Raw genomic sequence first — 17,213 nt, forward strand, 5'->3', positions numbered from 1 at the left:
TCGGCGCCACCACCACAGCATGTTTTGTGCTTGCATAGTCATCATGCGATTTTCATAACCTAAGGAGCTCATAGGTGCAACTCCTGAAACAAAATTGCACCCAGCAATGAAAAGAAGAGCCCTTCAACCCATCGTGAAGAGCTCCCCATCATCAACTTAAGCACATGCGTGCTGGATAAGGCGGTCTAGGAAACCGTCGCACTTGTCGAGTTCGGACTGCTTGATGTACTCGTCCGGTTTATGAGCTTGCTCGATGCTACCTGGGCCACACACCACGGTTGGGACTTTCAAAATGGTCTGGATCAGGCCAGCTTCCGTGCCATAAGCAACTTTTGCGTGGTCGTTGCGACCAGCCAGTTTCTTTGCCAGAACAGTCACATCCGCTTCAACTTCCGTATCCAGTCCTGGGATCTCAGAGTAAGGAATGAGCTCGATATCTGCCTTTTCAGAAACTTTGCGCATTTCAGGAAGAAGCTCCTCCGTGGCAAAACGCCTGATCTCATCCATGCAAGCCTGAAGGCTTTCAGTTGGCAGCACGCGGAACTCAAATATGACTTCGCAGTGTTCAGGCACAATGTTGAGCGCAGTGCCGCCCTTCATGACACCTGTGTGAGCCGTGGAATATGGCAAATCAAACAGATCATCACTCGGGCCCGCTGCCAGTTCCCGTGCCATCTCTTCCAGTTTTGCAACAAGACGAGCGCCATAATGCACGGCGTTTACGCCCTGTGGAGCAAGGGAGGAGTGGCAGGAAAGGCCGGTAAACACAGCGCGGTAGGAGGCTTTGGATTTATGTGCCACCACAACCTGCATTTCAGTCGGCTCACCAACGAAACATGCTTCCGCCTGGAACCCTTCACCAGCAAGTTTGTACAGCACAGGCTGAACGCCAGTACAACCTGTTTCTTCATCATATGAGAACATCAGATGGAACGGCTTGTTCAGCGGCGCCTTGAGCATCTCTGGCACTTTGGCAAGAGAGCACGCCACGAAGCCTTTCATGTCACAGGAACCGCGACCGTATAGCAGACCGTCTTCTTCGCGAAGGGAGAACGGGTTACTGCTCCAGTCTTGCCCTTCAACCGGCACCACATCTGTGTGACCTGAAAGAATGTAACCATCGGTGCCATCTCCGCCGATCGTCGCAAACAGGCTCGCCTTCTCCCCCGTTTCGTCTGGTAGAATGGAAGAGGAGACCCCCAGATCATTAAGATATTCTTCGATCCACTTGATCAGGGGGAGATTGGTTTTTGCGCTGACCGTGTCAAAGCTAACCAGCTTTGCAAGGACTTCTTGGCTTGTCATTGTCATGGAAATTTCTTTCAGGAAATCGGAATCGTGAGTTCTGACTATAGAAAGAGAAATCCATAAGGAAAAGTACGTTTACGAGCTTTCGTTGACATGCCGCAGCGTTGTTTCGCCTTTACCCCACAGCCATGCCGCTCCGCGCACACCAGAGCTGTCGCCGTGTTTGGCCTTGCGGATATCAAAATCATAACCATCAGAGAAAATGTAAGGACGCATCGCAGCAGGAAGATCCTTGTAAATCTCCTCCACGTTGGACATGCCACCAGCCAGTACAAAACAGTCCGGATCTAAAATGTTGGCTGCCATCGCTAAAGCACGGCCCAAGCGGCTTACATAACGCTGATAGGTGCCCATGGCAGCTTCGTCGCCAGAGCGCATCAGCTCAATGATTTCGCTGCCCTTTAGAGCCTTGCCGGTGGCATTCTCGTAATCCCACTGGAAACCTGTGCCAGAGCACAAAAGGTCAATCGTACCGTGGTGTCCGGTCCAGTTGAGCGGCCCTGGGAACTCGCCTTCCTGCATCCACGGCACAGTAACGTTGCCCCATTCGCCGCCAATGCCATTAGCGCCTTTATGGGGACGTCCATTAATCGCAATGCCTGAGCCACAGCCAGTGCCAATGATGATGCCGTGAACAACTCCGCATCCTGCACCCGCTCCATCAATGGCTTCAGAAACCGCCATGCAATTGGCATCGTTTTGAATGCGCACTTCACGGCCAAGCGCATCTGTAAGATCTTTATCGAGAGGTTTCCCGTTCATCCAAGTGGAGTTTGCGTTCTTAACCAGCCCTGTGCTTGGTGAGATAGAGCCCGGAATGCCAATGCCCACTGTGCCGACTTCGCCAGTCGCCGCCTCCGTTGCAGCAACCAGTCCGATAACAGCTTCTACGCAACCCTGATAATCGTTCTTGGGAGTTGGAACGCGTTTGCGAAACAGTTCTTCACCTTCGTTAGAAAGTGCCAGCGCTTCAATTTTAGTACCACCCCAGTCAAGTCCAATTCGCATGTTCCAGTCATTCCCCCATTACAATCATAAAAGGCATTGGCCTCTGTATTCTTTGTTCTTTTCTGGATTAGTCACGTCGCTGGGGCATTTCAAAAGCGCCTGCGTCGTTCCCATCCAATGCATCCAGCTGTTTGCCGTAGCTTTTAAATTTTCTCAAAATCTCTTTCATCTCAGTTGGAGAAAGAGGTGCAGGTTCTCCCAGAACCAGCGCAGACAAGTACTGATCAGCCAATGCTTCCACTTCACCGGCAAGCCCAAACGCCTTGTGCAGTGAAGGGCCAAAAGTAATTTGTCCATGATGCGCCAAAAGGCAAGCCTTCCGGTCTTCTAGCGCATTGATCATTGCTTGAGAAAGGGCTTTGGTTCCGAATGTTGCGTAGTCTGCGCATTTGATCTGATCACCGCCAGCAACAGCCACCATATAATGAAAGGCCGGAATGCCTTTGTTATGGGTTGAAAGCGCAGTCGCTCTGGCTGAATGACAGTGAACAACCGCCTCTGCTTCTTTGTAGTGCCGGTAGATGTCCATATGCATGCGCCACTCGGACGAAGGCAAGTAATCCCCAAAGTATCCGCCTTCAAGATCCATGAAGACAATCTTCTTGATCTCCAGGTCTTCGTAAGGAATGCCAGAAGGGGTGATGAGCATACCGTTTTCATATCGGGCGCTCACGTTGCCGGAGGTTCCATGTGTCAAACCAGTGCTTTGTAAAGCACGCGCCGTTCTTATAACTTCCCGGCGAAGCTGGTTCTCAGCTGTTGTCATAACATGTCTCCGATAGCTGTAGCCTGAGCAAATGCAAGGCTAGCTGCACTGGCTTACTTCAGGCAATAGCGCTCAATGCGTATCCTTGTTCTCTTTTTCTCTGCGCCTGCGCAAGGCTTCGTTGAGGTCTGGTGCCGCAGAAACAAGGATACGTGTGTAAGGATGTTTGGGATTGGAAAAGACTTCTTCGGTTGGACCTTCTTCAACAATACGGCCTGCGTTCATCACAATCACCCGGTCAGTGATAGCCTGCACAACAGAAAGATCGTGCGAAATGAACAGATAAGCCATACCCAGCCGATCACGCAAATCTGCAAAGAGATCCAGAATTTGTGCTCTGATGGAAACATCAAGGGCAGAAACGGGTTCATCCGCGACGATCAGGCTTGGATTGGTGACCAGCGCACGCGCAATCGCGATACGCTGCCGTTGTCCGCCAGAAAATTCGTGCGGATATTTGTTGGCATCTGCAGAAGAAAGCCCCACGCTTTCCAAAACCTCATGAACGCGTTTTTTACGTTGAGAACGAGACAGTTCGTTGCGCATGAGGTGCAAAGGCTCACCCACGGTACGTTCAACCGTATGCCGCGGATCAAAGCTTCCATAAGGATCTTGGAACACGGCTTGAATGCCCAGCTGAAGATCCTGACGGTCTTTTCGTGAAACCGAGTAAGGATCTTTGCCAAGAAACTGGATATGGCCGGCGTTCGGAGGCGTCAGTCCCAAAATAGTGCGTGCAAGGGTGGATTTACCGCATCCACTTTCACCCACCAGACCCATGCTCTGACGCGGGGCGACGTGGAAGGAGACATGTTGCACGGCTCGGTGCCACTGTCTGCGTGTGAAGATGCTGGCGCGAGGGAGAGGATATTCCCGCAGCACATTGCTCACCTGCAAGAGTGGCTGTGTGACCTCGTCAACTGGCTCTTGCCGTGGAACAGGTACGTGGTTGGAGGCTTCAAACAGCTTCTTGGAATAGGGGTGAGAAAGGTTGTCGAACAGCTCGCAAGTCGGGCCGCGCTCAACAATCACCCCGTCTTTCATAATCGCAACAGTGTCCGCCATGTCAGCAACAACTGCCAGATCATGCGAAATGAGCAGCATGGCCATCTGTTCTTTGCGCACGATGTCTTTCAGCAATGTCAGGATTTGCGCCTGAACCGTCACATCAAGCGCAGTGGTCGGCTCATCAGCAATCAATACCTTGGGCTTACAGGCGATAGCAATGGCGATGACAACGCGCTGCCTCTGTCCGCCGGAAAGCTGGTGGGGGAAACGATCAATCAAACCATATTCAAGACCAAGACCAACCCGTTCCAGAACATCGATGGTTTGGTCCATCGCTTCCTTGCGTGTAAGACCCTGATGCCAGCGAAGGCCTTCAGCAACTTGCTCGCCAATGGTGCGGGTCGGATTGAGAGCGGTCAGCGGTTCCTGAAAGACCATAGAGATGTCTTTGCCACGAACATGGGTCATCTCTGTATCTGTAGCGCGCGTGAGGTTCTTGCCCTCAAACATCAGATCACCAATCTGATGAGCACCCTCCGGCAAAAGCTGCATGGCTGAGAGCGCACTCATGGATTTACCAGAGCCACTTTCGCCAACGAGACCGAGGATTTTGCCCTGCTCAAGGTCAAAACTCACATTGCGCAGGATCGGCTTGCCAGAAATGGAAACGCAAAGGTCAGTGGCGGAAAAAACAGAGGTCACGCAACTCTCCTCCGCATCTTCGGATCCAGTAAATCCCGTAGTCCGTCGCCAAGAAGGTTAAAGCCGAGAACAGAAAAGATAATCGCAAATCCCGGATAAAGCGCCAGCTGCGGTGCAAAAGCAACCATGGTCTGGGCCTCATACAACATGCGGCCCCAACTCGCCATGGGTGGTTGCGTCCCCAAACCAAGATAGGAGAGACCTGCCTCTGAAAGGATTGCAAGAGAAAGCTGAATGGTCGCCTGTACAATCAGCAGGTTGGCAATGTTCGGAATAACGTGTTCCAGAGTGATCAAGAACGAGCTCTTGCCGGAAAGACGGGCGGCAAGCAAAAACTCGCGTCCTGAAAGAGACAAGGCGCCACCGCGAGCAACGCGGGCAAAAACTGGAATATTGAAGATGCCAATCGCAATTACAGCGTTGATTGTTCCAGGCCCAAAGATGGACGTGATGAGCACAGCAGAGAGTAGAGAGGGAAATGCGAAAATCAGATCATTGGTGCGCATCACCAGTTCTTCAAGAAAACCCTTTTGGGCCGCTGCCAGAAGTCCCAATGGCACGCCAATCAGCATGCCGATGCCAACAGCAATCAGCGCTACAATAATGGAGGTGCGGGCGCCAACCATCAGCATGGAGAAGATATCGCGACCATACTGATCCGTCCCAAACCAGAATTCAGAACTCATCGGCTTAAGGCGCTTGGAAACATCCAGAACATCGATGGCATAGGGTGTCCAGAAGACGGAAGTAACCCCGGCAATGAGAATAACGAGAGCAAGTACTGCCCCGATCACGAACGAACGACTGTGAAAGGCTTTCTTCCAGATGGAGATTTCGTCAAAACTGGCAAGCGGCGGATAACTTGGGAGTTCCTGATTCATGCACGTCGCCTCAGTCTCGGATCAATGGCTGCGTAGGCGATGTCGACAAGGAATGTCACAAAGATTGTAAGAGCAACGAGCAACATGACACTGCTCTTCACTACGATCAGGTCGCGCTGAGTAATGCCTTGGAAAATCAGACGCCCTAGGCCTGGTAGGTAAAAGAGGTTTTCAATAATCACCGTACCTGCGATCAGGAAAGAGAACTGAAGACCCAGAATAGTCAGGACCGGAATAAGAGCATTGCGTACGCCGTGTCTCCAAAGCGTGGCTTTGTTGGAGAGCCCTTTGGCGCGCGCTGTACGGATATAGTCTTCATGTAAAACATCCAGCAAGGCTGAGCGCATCACGCGGGCCAGAATACTCGCTTGGGGGAGAGCCAGCGCGATAACAGGCAATAAGAGCGCCTGCAATGAGCCAAAAAAACTCACATCCCAGCCCGGGAAACCACCAGATGGTAAAACCCGCAGCACGATCGCAAACACGTAAACCAGCAAAATGGCAATCCAGAAGTTTGGGATAGCAATGCCGATCTGAGCAATGGACATAATACCTGTGTCGATGACCTTGCCATGATAGCGGGCAGAGTAAACGCCGATCGGTATAGCAATGACTGTCGAGAGGATCAGTGCGCCAGTTGCAAGTGGAAGGCTGACCTGAATGCGTTCGCCGATCAGTTCAGAAACCGGAACTGAATACGTGTAGCTTACACCAAATTCACCCTGCAACATGCCCAGCAACCAGTTCACATAGCGGGTGGATAAAGGAGCGTTGAGGCCAAGCTCAGCGCGCAGAGCTGCGAGTGTGTCAGGCTGCGCATTCAACCCAAGCATCACTTCAGCCGGATCACCGGGAATAACCTCAAGGACAACGAAGATGACGAGGCTTGCGGCTAGGAGAGTTGTCAGTAAGCCTATGAGACGAAGGAACGCAAACCAGAGCATCGGACAAATCCGCTAAACCAATCAAACTTGCGTTGCACAAGCAAATTGCACAATGAGAGAAAAGGGTTACCCCTAAAGTAACTGTCAGTTTGGCAACCGCTTAAACCATATAATTTGGAATAGCAATTGAGAAGGACTGCGATTGCGGTTGCAACCGCAGTCCTGTGCAAATATCTACGTGTATTTGCTAGGTGTTTTTAGTTATTCGCCCAATAGACTTGTGATAGGTCGTTAGCCGGTGTCGGGGAGTTTCGCCAAAGCCCCTTCACATTGGCATTCCACACAGCAGATTTCGCCAACTGGAACAGGTAGACGTTCACTGCATCCTCGGAGATGACTTGCTGTGCCTGCTTCAAAAGCTCATACCGCTTCTCTTCGTCAACAGTCACATTCAGCTCTTCAATCAGTTGTTTGAAAGCATCACTGTTGTAGTTGAAGTAGTACTTATCGCGCGCATAGATACCAATATCCATCGGCTCAACATGAGAAACGATCGTGAAATCGTAATTGGTTTCCTTGAAGACCTCGGAAAGCCACTGCGCCCATTCAACAGGTACGATCTTCAAATCAATGCCGATCTTCTTCAGATCGGAGGCAATCAGCTCACCACCACGACGGGCATAGGTCGGTGGTGGCAGTTTCAGCGTTGCGCTGAAGCCATCTGGATACCCAGCTTTGGCAAGAAGTTCTTTCGCTTTTGCCGGATCGTAAGGGTAAAGCCCCGTCAGATCATTATAAGCGGGATGATGCGGAGCAAAGTGCGTTCCAATTGGCGTACCAAGTCCAAACATAGCACCGTCAATCAGGGCTTGCTTATTGACCGCATGCGATATTGCCTGACGCACGAGCTTGTTCATGAGCGGGCCGTGAGTGTTGTTCATCGCAAGGATGGTTTCACCCTCAGTCGTGCCAATAGCAACTTCAAAGCGTGGGTCCGCTTGAAACTGAATAATGGTTTCTGGAGCGGAAAATGTCGGGAACGCATCCAGATCGCCAGAGATCATTGCAGCAAAGGCGGCATTAGGATCAGAGATGAAACGGAAAGAGGCTTTTTCCAGCTTCGGTTGTTCACCCCAATACTGGTCGAAACGGGAAATCCGAATTTCCTGCCCCTTCATCCAACGGTCAAACTTGAACGGTCCGGTGCCCACAGGCTGCGTCTTGTTCGTCTCAGCCGTTTTAGGAGATACAATTACCGCATCGGCCCAAGCCAGATTGTAAGCAAGATTGCCGCTTGGCGTAGTGAGCTTGATGTCAACGGTTTGCGGATCTACGACAACCACATCAGAGATCGCTGCAAAGAGCGGCTTCTGTGCATTTACGCTGCCTTCAGCGCGTGCACGATCCAAGGAAAACTTTACGTCATCAGCAGAAAACGGCGTTCCATCATGAAAGAGGACACCCGTCTGCAAATGGAAGCGATAGGTCATGCCGTCTTCGCTCACATCCCACGATTTGGCGAGAGAGGGCAGAACACTTCCGTCTGGCCCGATACGTGTCAGGCCTTGAAAAACGTTTTGATAGACCACTTCATCGATAGCAGCTGCAGCCCCTGCAGTTGCATCAAGATGCGGTGGTTCGAGTACCATTCCCAAAGACAGGGAAGATTTGGCTTCAGCAGAACCGTGCGCACCTGTTAGTGCAGCAAGGACGAGGGCCGCGCCTCCGGCAAGGCAAAGCAGCCGGCTTTTTAATGACTTTGCATGCATTCCATTCCGTCCCTTATACTTTAAGAGTGCACGTGATCAGACAGTGTTCTTGTTATTGGTCTTGCATCAGGCTCCGTCAAAAGAGAGTACGCGGCCAGCGCCATCACTTTGGCGCTGTCAACGAGATCCTCAATTCCAACAAATTCGTCCGGCCTATGCGCCATCTCAAGTTTGCCTGGACCATACGCAATACAATCGTGCAAGTGGCCCAATCGTGTTATGTGCTTCTGATCATAAGTCCCCGGAGAGACAACATATGATGCATCCTTTTGAAGCACGTCTTTAATTCCGCCTGCAACAGCGCGAGCGACTGGGGAGTCCTTCTCTGCCATCACGGGGAGAACTTCAAGGAGATCCTTAAGTTCATATTCGAAATTTCTACGTGTTTTACGCAGATTTTCTAATATTTCAACTATCTCTTGTTTTACATCCTCCAGAGGCTCCTCAATCAGGAATCGACGATCCAGTATGATGCGGCAACTATCTGCAACGCAAGGGGAGGGAAGACCATCGTATCCTTCATCCTGCCCGCCATGTAAGGAATTGATATTTAACGTGGATGATCGGGCGCCTCTAGGAATAACCGGCATTTGTGTTTGTTTTTTGCTGAGCGCAGGGTAAAGCTCGTTTTCCAGCACATTCAGGAAAGCACTCATGTGACGAATTGCGCTGTCACCCAAAAACGGCATTGAGCCGTGAGCAATCGAACCACGCGTCTCAATTTCACTCCACCACACCCCTCGGTGCCCAAGACAAACCTGATCCTTGTGCAAAGGTTCGGGGATGATCACATGGTCGACACGTGGTTTGGAAAAGTAGCCATGTCTGGCAAGATAAGCCACACCGCCAAGGCCGCCGGATTCCTCATCAACCGTTCCTGATATCTCGATGGCACCACAAAACTCTGGGAAACATTCAATCAGACTCTCTGCCGCGATTATGGAAGAAGCCATCCCACCTTTCATATCACAGGCACCGCGCCCAAAGACCTTTCCGTCCTTTACCACGCCAGCAAAGGGATCAACCGTCCAGCCATATCCCACCTCGACAACATCAATATGGGAGTTGAAGTGGACACAAGGACCGGGACCGCGACCTTCATAGCGACAAATGACATTGATACGCGGGTAACGGTCAGAGTCTCCGGGGGTGCTCTCTCCTCTGACATACTCGACGGCAAAGCCTTTACGCTTCAAGCGCTCGCCGATGAACTCTGCACAGGGACGATAAGCTTCTCCGGGAGGGTTGATTGTCGGAAAAGCTATCAGGTCACGAGTGAGCGCAACAAGCTCATCCACTTTCCGCTCAACGGATTGGCTTAATTCCTCCCGCATCTTCCCCCCAGAACAAATGCTTAAATGAATTAAGTGATATCGTGACCGTTCCCAAATCGACTGAATACCCCTGAAAAATAATGGAGTATCTCGGAGCACGCAGACTGGTAAAAAGCCTTAATTATTTTCGAGAGAATGTGTGGAACACTGAAACTCCACGTGTTTTGAGGGTTTTGGGCTACAGCATCTAAGTTTACGAATAGTCTATTCGTTTGTTTGAAAGTGATCCTGAAAATATGACTGGCAATAGCATAAGCAAAATCACACCTGTGATTCTGTCGGGTGGGTTTGGATCTCGCCTCTGGCCTCTGTCCCGTAGAGAAAGGCCAAAACAATTCTTGCCAATCTTTTCAGGTCAAAGTCTCTTTCAAAAGACATGTGAGCGTGTCAGCTCTCAGCAGTTCCGTGCACCGCTGGTTATCTCAAATCAAGACCATCGCTTCCTGATCGGTGAGCAAATGGCCGAACTTGGGATAGAGCCACAAGCTATAGTATTGGAGCCATGCGGACGAAACACCGCTGCTCCCGCTGCTCTTGCTGCACTCATGGCGCTTGAAACAGATAAAAACGCAATTGTCCTCCTGTTACCATCAGACCATCTGGTCGCTGATGATAAGGAGTTCTTGTGTGCTGTCGATGCCGCTCATGCAGCTGCTGAAGCTGGTCAGATCGTCACATTTGGTATTGAGCCAAGTGAACCCAACACCGGATACGGCTATATAAAACTCTGTGAAGGCGGCGCTTCCGTCCGCAAAGTTGATGCCTTTGTCGAGAAACCTGATCTGGCAACGGCTGAAGAGTTCCTCAAGGACGGCAACTACCTTTGGAATGCTGGCATCTTCATGTACTCCGCAGCTGCCATGCGCGACGCCTTCTTAAAACACGCGCCTGACATCTGGGAGCAAGTTGCTAAGGCCTCCAATAACGCACGACGCGATCTGGATTTCCTGCGGCTTGAAGAAGAAGCCTTCGCTCAGGTGCGCAACATCTCCTTCGACTATGCGATTATGGAAAATGAAGAGAACGTCGCCTGCGTTCCAACTGATCCGGGGTGGAGCGATCTTGGATCATGGCCTGCTATTTGGGAGTCTATGGCGAAGAATGATGAGGGTAACTCCGCTTTGGGCGAAGCGATCTTCGAACAGTCCAAAAATTGCCTCGTTTATTCTGAAGATGCCCTCGTCAGTGTTGTCGGGCTTGAAGACGTAGTGGTCGTCAACACCAAGGATGCGCTTCTGGTTGCCGCAAAAGATAAGGCGCAGGACGTGAAGAAGGTGGTGGAACAGCTGGACAAGGCCAATAGGCCGGAAACCGTACAGCACCGCCGCGTGTACCGTCCATGGGGCTGGAGCGAGCGCATCTCTGAAGGTGAGCGCTTCCGCGTCCAGTCCATGATGATTGAGCCCGGCAAAGGCCTGACCTTGCAGCGCCACATCCACCGTGCAGAGCACTGGGTTGTTGTAAGTGGCACGCTGGAAGTGACCATTGATGGAAAAGATGAGCTGATTTCAGAAAATCAGTCCGTGTTTGTCCCGCTTGGCGCAAGGCACAAGCTACAAAACCCGGGAAAAATCCCGGTTCGCATGATCGAAGTCCAGTCCGGCGCATACATCGCCGAGGATGATATCCTGCGAGTATAACGTGAATTTGAAAACCGTTGGGTGAGAAACGTCTCACAACCAAACGGAGTTTGATAAAAGCGTCACGTCTCTGCATTACCAGTGACCTGAAGCTTGTCTAGGAGAAATTATGTCAGTTAAGCCGGTTTCACAGCTAACGCCAAACACCTTGGCCTATGAAACGACACCGTTGGTCAAGCCGACCGGTTTTCGCGAGTACGATGCACGCTGGCTCTTTGAAAAAGAGATCAACCTGAAGGGCATTCAGGCGCTGGGCGAGGGACTTGGAACCCTCATTCATGAACTTGGCGTACGTCCTGAGATCGTTACTGGTCACGACTTCCGCGGCTACTCCGCATCCATCAAGATGGCACTGATCACCGGCCTGATGTCTGCAGGCATCAAAGTGCACGACATCGGCCTCGCCATGTCTCCAATGGCCTATTACGCGCAGTTCGATCTGGATGTCCCATGCGTTGCCATGGTCACCGCGTCTCACAACGACAACGGCTGGACTGGTGTGAAGATGGGTGCAAACCGTCCACTGACGTTTGGTCCGGAAGAAATGGGCCGCCTGAAAGAGATTGTGTTGGAAGGGGCCAGTGACCTACGCGGTGGCGGAGCTTACGAATACCATCCTGATTTGACCGATCGCTACATCGCAGACCTCACAGAACGCGAAAAGTTCAAGCGTCCAATCAAAGCTGTCGTCGCATGTGGCAACGGCACCGCAGGTGCGTTTGCTCCGCGTATTCTCGAAGCGCTGGGCGTAGATGTTATTCCGCTGGATTGCGAGTTGGATCATACCTTCCCGAACTACAACCCGAACCCGGAAGACATGAAGATGCTTCATGCGATCCGTGACAAAGTGCTGGAAACCGGTGCTGAAGTCGGTCTGGGTTTTGATGGTGATGGTGACCGCTGTGGTGTGGTCGACAACGAAGGCGAAGAGATCTTCGCTGATAAAGTCGGCGTCATGCTGGCTCGCGATATCTCCGCTCTTCATCCGGAAAGCCAATTTGTGGTTGATGTAAAATCAACCGGCCTGTACCACACCGATCCGGTCCTCAAGGCCAATGGTGCAAAGACTGATTACTTCAAAACAGGCCACTCCTACATCAAACGCCGTGTAACTGAGCTTGGTGCTGTTGCTGGTTTTGAAAAGTCCGGCCACTACTTCTTCAATCCGCCAATCGGTCGTGGATATGATGACGGTGTTGTCTCTGCGATTGCCATTCTGGATATGATGGACCGCAATCCGGATAAGAGCATGGCTGACCTGCGCCGTGATCTGCCAAAGACCTGGGGCTCCCCAACCATGGCCGCCAAATGCGCGGACGAGATCAAGTACGATGTAGTTGATCGTGTGGTTGCGCGCTTCAAATCCATGCATGCTGACGGCGCGAAGGTATCTGGTCAGGATATAGCTGATCTGATCACCGTGAATGGTGTCCGTGTTGTGTGTGAAGATGGAACATGGGGCCTTGTCCGTGCATCCTCCAACAAACCAGAACTGGTTGTTGTTGTTGAAAGCCCGGTCTCAGAAGTGCGCCTGCACGAGATGTTCAAAGCAATGGATGCAGTTCTTCGCGAGAACCCAGAGGTTGGTGACTACAACCAGACACTGGCAGAACTCGCTTAAGATACCACCTTAAAAAACAGACTAAAAAACGCCGACCTGTATGGGGCGGCGTTTTTTGCTTTAGGCGCTCTGCTTACCTTGGGCAGGTTAGTAACCAGCGAAGTGGAGCAGGTCCACGATGTATTTGCGCATTGCAGGGCCATGTGGTGCGGGTAGGCCAACAAGAGCATCGTAAAGGCGGACCTCACTATCACACAGCTGTTTATCGGTTGGATCAGCAGCGAAAATGCGGCTTAGGGAATCCATTGGATACACCTTCATCAGCGTATCAAATGCCGGGTTCGCAGGCAGATACAAATCTGCATCAGTCGGCTTATCCGCAGGCTTGCCAATCACACGCACTTTCTTCTGCGCAGGCTCAGCGGTGTAATGGATCACGAGCCCATCGTCCTTGGCTTTAACCTGAGCATCCGCGAGCAACTGGAACAGCGCGAGCCCTTCCTGCGTACTTTCGCTCTCCACCACGGCGTAGCTGTCCAGAAACGCACCAGTGGAACCGGAAAAAAACTGAGCACAAACCAGCTCACCTTTGCTTTTCTTCAGTTTTAAGGTGAGAGCACGTTTGGCCTTGAGGACGGTGATGATCTTATCGTCATCAGCATATTTTAGCAGTGGGCGATAAACCTGAAGTGCGCGGTAAAGCAAGTCATGCAGACGCTTAGCCAGCCCGCGCTCATCTGCCCCTGATTGAATCTCTTTCTCAATCTGGCTCTGCAGGTCCTTGTAAAGATTCGGAAATTCAATCTTGATCACAGGCAGGGAAGGGATATCCGGTGCAAGAGTATCTAGGAGAACCTGCTGACCTTTGCCATCAGCTGCATGGCTTTCCTGTGTGAGGGATCCGCCAAAATCAAAGTAAAGCAGGGTCGCGACAATCGCGACAACAATCATAGGAACGCCAACGAACTCCGCAAGCTTACCAATCATCTCATTTTGCCTTCAAGTTACAGTCGGGAAGTGATCCGCACTGTATATTATAAATTATCAAAAATGACAATTTATAATTTTAAAGGCTTAATTCGGATTCCAAATCAAAGCGTTACAGATGATTTCTAAAGAGATCTTTCTCCTGCTTTACCAAGTCACCAATGAAATCAGAAACCGCTTTAATACGGCGCAGGTGCCGTGCGCTTTCATGGGTGACAAGGTAATAGCTGCGCGAAATACGACGTTTGGGAAGCACTGGAACGAAATCATCATTGCCATCTGCAATGAATCCGTGAAGGATTCCGATCCCGCTACCAGCTCGTACTGCTTCAGTCTGGCCAAGTGCACTGGCACATTCCAGGCGAGACTGCCAGTCCTTGGAAAATTCTGCGGAGTAGTTGAGCGAAGAGGCAAAGATCAAATCGTCCACATAGCCAATCAGGCGATGTTCTTTCAGCTCTTCCTCGTTCTCCGGCAGCCCGTAGCGTTCGGCATAAGCGCGAGATGCATAAAGACCCAATGAGTAGTCAGTCAACTTGCGGCTCACCAGACGTCCGTGTTCAGGTTGGCCAACCGTAACTGCCAGATCAGCTTCGCGCTTGGAAAGAGAGAAAGCCCGGTGCAGCGGCACCAACTGGAGCGTAAGGTCAGGATAGCGCTCATTCAGTGCACCCAGACGCGGCGCCAGAAAAGCCACCCCGAAGCCATCGGGTGCACCAATGCGCACAGCACCGGAAAGCTCCACATCCGTCCCACCGATCTCGGCGCGGGCGGAAAGCATCTCCGTTTCCATCGATTCAGCAAACTCAAAGAACCGCTCACCTTCGCTGGTCAGCGCACACCCCGTGGTGCGCCGATCAATGAGCTTGGCCTGCAGAGCAGTTTCAAGCGCGGAAAGGCGGCGGGCAACCGTTGCATGGTTGAGGCCAAGCCGCTGTGCAGCGCCCAAAATCTGTCCGGAGCGCGCCACAGCAAGAAACACTCTTGCATCATCCCAGTTCATGATTTTTGATAGCTCCCAGTCCACATGCTGCACGGATCGTACTTTAATTTTTGCACAACGGTTTCGGATATTATCTCATTGATATGCGAAAAATATAGTTCATGCTAGGGGCATAAAGAAATTCGCTCGCAGACCTGTAAAACGCATGTGTTTGCGGGCCGCAAGAATAGACCTGGAGAGGGAGGACCTCATGGAAGAGATCGGTCATTTTATCAATGGTAAGCGCGTTGCTGGCAAGTCCGGCCGCACTGCAGACGTTTTCAACCCTGCAACCGGTGAAGTAACTGCAAAGGTTGCTTTGGCAACTGCAGCAGAAATGCAGGAAGCTGTCGCCGTCGCTGAAAAAGCGCAGCCAGCATGGGCTGCAACCAACCCACAGCGCCGCGCTCGCGTAATGATGAAGTTCGTGACTTTGCTTCACCGCGACATGGACAAGCTGGCATCCAAGCTGTCTGCTGAGCACGGTAAAACACACCCGGACGCTAAAGGCGACGTGATCCGTGGTCTGGAAGTTGCAGAATTCTGCATCGGCGCACCACACATGATGAAGGGTGAGTTCACCGAGGGCGCAGGTCCTGGCATCGACATGTACTCCATGCGTCAGCCACTGGGCGTTGTTGCTGGCATCACGCCATTCAACTTCCCGGCAATGATCCCGATGTGGAAGTTCTGTGTTGCGATCGCAGCTGGTAACTCCTTCATCCTCAAGCCATCCGAGCGCAACCCGTCAGTGCCAATGATGCTGGCTGAGCTGATGCAGGAAGCTGGCCTGCCAGACGGCGTTTTGAACGTCGTGAACGGTGACAAAGAATCCGTAGACGCAATCCTTGATGATCCAATCATTCAGGCTGTTGGCTTCGTTGGTTCCACCGCGATTGCTGAGTACGTTTACACCCGTGGTACAGCTTCCGGTAAGCGCGTTCAGTGCTTCGGCGGCGCGAAAAACCACATGCTCATCATGCCGGATGCTGATCTGGATCAGGCTGCTGACGCTCTGGTTGGCGCAGGCTTCGGTGCTGCTGGCGAACGCTGCATGGCGATCTCCGTTGCTGTTCCTGTTGGTCAGGAAACTGCAGACCGCCTCATCGAGAAACTCATCCCACGCGTTGAAGCTCTCAAAGTTGGCCCTTACACTGCAGGCGACGACGTTGACTTCGGTCCGGTCATCACCCCACAGGCACGTGAGCGTATCCTCGGTCTGGTGAACTCCGGTGTTGAGCAGGGTGCAAAGCTTGTTGTTGACGGACGTGACTTCAAACTGCAGGGCTATGAAAACGGTAACTTCGTTGGCCCTTGCCTGTTCGACAACGCAACCAAAGACATGGACATCTACAAAGAAGAAATCTTTGGTCCGGTTCTGACTGTTGTACGTGCAGAAACCTATGAAGAAGCTCTGAGCCTACCAATGGATCATGAGTACGGCAACGGCACTGCAATCTACACCCGTGATGGTGACACTGCACGTGACTTTGCAAGCCGCATCAACATCGGCATGGTCGGCATCAACGTTCCAATTCCTGTGCCGCTCGCATACCACACCTTTGGTGGCTGGAAGCGTTCTGGCTTTGGCGATCTGAACCAGCACGGCCCAGATGGCTTCAAGTTCTACACCCGCACCAAGACAGTGACATCCCGCTGGCCTTCAGGTGTGAAGGAAGGTGCAGAATTCTCTATCCCAACAATGGGCTAAACCTTCGGATTGACAGTTTGAAAGGCGCTCTTTGGAGCGCCTTTTTTATTCGTTGCTACCAAGAGGATAGGCGCAAGGTGCGGCACCAACCGCGCGGCAGGGTTCATAATAGACAGTGTTGCTGGTGCTTCCGTCATCCCACGTCAGTTGCACTGCAAGGGCTTGCACTGTCCCACCAGGGAACTCCATGACGTACGGCTTATGAATGCTCTGTGCTTCTACGCGGAAGGGGTATTCAGGATCGCAATCAGGAATAGGAAAGCTCTTATCCAGATCCTTGGAGTCAATCGAATACTTAATTTCTTTCAGCCTGCAGCGCAGTGACATGATGGGGGCAAAGTTGATGATCTGCTTGTTGTCCAGAGTCTGGAAGGTGATCCAGCCCTCAGGCTCCAGATCACTTGCCATCGTCTTGAAAATGTCCAATGGCGGAATCACATCATCCCGTTCTGCAGTAAATCCGGCTTTTTCAGAGGCAAAGGATGAGGAGGCAAGGCCCAGGCCCCAAATTGCCGCCAGACACAGGCGGCGAAAAGAGCAAAACATGGCAGGTTCTCTCCTTTTTGTTGTTATTCAGCAATATCAACTCGTTAGTTCGATGTAGGCTGAGAGCTATAAGAGAACTCGGGGACCCTAGCGGAAAGCAGTTAATATTCCCGAAAACTCGGGGAT

14 protein-coding genes are annotated in these 17,213 nt (G+C 51.7%); 3 read left to right on the top strand and 11 right to left on the bottom strand.

Annotated elements, in window-relative coordinates; translation table 11 throughout:
• Positions 1–156: 156 nt before the first annotated feature.
• The 8 genes from argE to PsW64_RS11405 all read right to left on the bottom strand — a co-directional run bounded on the left by argE (position 157) and on the right by PsW64_RS11405 (position 9,660).
• The gene (argE, locus tag PsW64_RS11370) at positions 157–1,311 is read right to left on the bottom strand and encodes an acetylornithine deacetylase (protein WP_063303666.1); all 1,155 of its coding nucleotides are present in this window, start codon (positions 1,309–1,311) and stop codon (positions 157–159) included.
• A 72-nt stretch (positions 1,312–1,383) separates the two neighbouring features.
• Positions 1,384–2,316 carry an ROK family protein gene (locus tag PsW64_RS11375; protein ID WP_063303667.1) on the bottom strand — a complete coding sequence of 311 codons (933 nt, stop codon included), beginning with the start codon at positions 2,314–2,316 and terminating at the stop codon, positions 1,384–1,386.
• A 67-nt stretch (positions 2,317–2,383) separates the two neighbouring features.
• Positions 2,384–3,082 carry a class II aldolase/adducin family protein gene (locus tag PsW64_RS11380; protein WP_063303668.1) on the bottom strand — a complete coding sequence of 233 codons (699 nt, stop codon included), beginning with the start codon at positions 3,080–3,082 and terminating at the stop codon, positions 2,384–2,386.
• A gap of 72 nt (positions 3,083–3,154) precedes the next feature.
• Positions 3,155–4,792, bottom strand: coding sequence for an ABC transporter ATP-binding protein (locus tag PsW64_RS11385; RefSeq protein WP_063303669.1), 1,638 nt, complete (start codon positions 4,790–4,792; stop codon positions 3,155–3,157).
• The gene (locus PsW64_RS11390) at positions 4,789–5,673 is read right to left on the bottom strand and encodes an ABC transporter permease (protein ID WP_063301878.1); all 885 of its coding nucleotides are present in this window, start codon (positions 5,671–5,673) and stop codon (positions 4,789–4,791) included. Before PsW64_RS11390 ends, PsW64_RS11385 begins: the two co-directional genes overlap by 4 nt.
• Positions 5,670–6,617 (bottom strand): ABC transporter permease, encoded by a 948-nt coding sequence (locus PsW64_RS11395; RefSeq protein WP_063296325.1) that lies wholly within the window; start codon positions 6,615–6,617, stop codon positions 5,670–5,672. Before PsW64_RS11395 ends, PsW64_RS11390 begins: the two co-directional genes overlap by 4 nt.
• Before the next feature lie 197 nt (positions 6,618–6,814).
• A complete protein-coding gene (locus PsW64_RS11400; RefSeq protein WP_063303670.1) occupies positions 6,815–8,326 on the bottom strand; it encodes an ABC transporter substrate-binding protein in 1,512 nt (503 codons plus the stop codon).
• A gap of 20 nt (positions 8,327–8,346) precedes the next feature.
• Positions 8,347–9,660, bottom strand: coding sequence for an acetylornithine deacetylase/succinyl-diaminopimelate desuccinylase family protein (locus PsW64_RS11405; RefSeq protein WP_063303671.1), 1,314 nt, complete (start codon positions 9,658–9,660; stop codon positions 8,347–8,349).
• A gap of 236 nt (positions 9,661–9,896) precedes the next feature.
• On the opposite strand from PsW64_RS11405, the gene PsW64_RS11410 reads away from it, so the two are divergent.
• Both PsW64_RS11410 and PsW64_RS11415 read left to right on the top strand, forming a co-directional pair.
• Positions 9,897–11,300, top strand: a complete 1,404-nt coding sequence (locus PsW64_RS11410; protein WP_063303672.1) for a mannose-1-phosphate guanylyltransferase/mannose-6-phosphate isomerase — start codon at positions 9,897–9,899, stop codon at positions 11,298–11,300.
• Positions 11,301–11,409: 109 nt separating this feature from the next.
• Positions 11,410–12,921, top strand: a complete 1,512-nt coding sequence (locus tag PsW64_RS11415) for a phosphomannomutase/phosphoglucomutase (protein WP_063293191.1) — start codon at positions 11,410–11,412, stop codon at positions 12,919–12,921.
• Positions 12,922–13,008: 87 nt separating this feature from the next.
• On the opposite strand, the gene PsW64_RS11420 is transcribed toward PsW64_RS11415, so the two are convergent.
• Both PsW64_RS11420 and PsW64_RS11425 read right to left on the bottom strand, forming a co-directional pair.
• The gene (locus tag PsW64_RS11420) at positions 13,009–13,848 is read right to left on the bottom strand and encodes a hypothetical protein (RefSeq protein WP_063293190.1); all 840 of its coding nucleotides are present in this window, start codon (positions 13,846–13,848) and stop codon (positions 13,009–13,011) included.
• Between the two features lie 112 nt (positions 13,849–13,960).
• A complete protein-coding gene (locus PsW64_RS11425; protein ID WP_063288218.1) occupies positions 13,961–14,851 on the bottom strand; it encodes a LysR family transcriptional regulator in 891 nt (296 codons plus the stop codon).
• Positions 14,852–15,041: 190 nt separating this feature from the next.
• On the opposite strand from PsW64_RS11425, the gene PsW64_RS11430 reads away from it, so the two are divergent.
• Positions 15,042–16,541 (top strand): CoA-acylating methylmalonate-semialdehyde dehydrogenase, encoded by a 1,500-nt coding sequence (locus PsW64_RS11430; protein ID WP_057465938.1) that lies wholly within the window; start codon positions 15,042–15,044, stop codon positions 16,539–16,541.
• 45 nt (positions 16,542–16,586) lie between these two features.
• Here the strand turns inward: PsW64_RS11430 and PsW64_RS11435 are convergent, their stop codons facing one another.
• Positions 16,587–17,087, bottom strand: a complete 501-nt coding sequence (locus tag PsW64_RS11435) for a hypothetical protein (RefSeq protein WP_208980737.1) — start codon at positions 17,085–17,087, stop codon at positions 16,587–16,589.
• Positions 17,088–17,213 lie beyond the last annotated feature (126 nt).

Origin of the sequence: Pseudovibrio sp. W64 (assembly GCF_001623145.1) — a bacterium.
Taxonomy (GTDB): Bacteria; Pseudomonadota; Alphaproteobacteria; order Rhizobiales; family Stappiaceae; genus Pseudovibrio.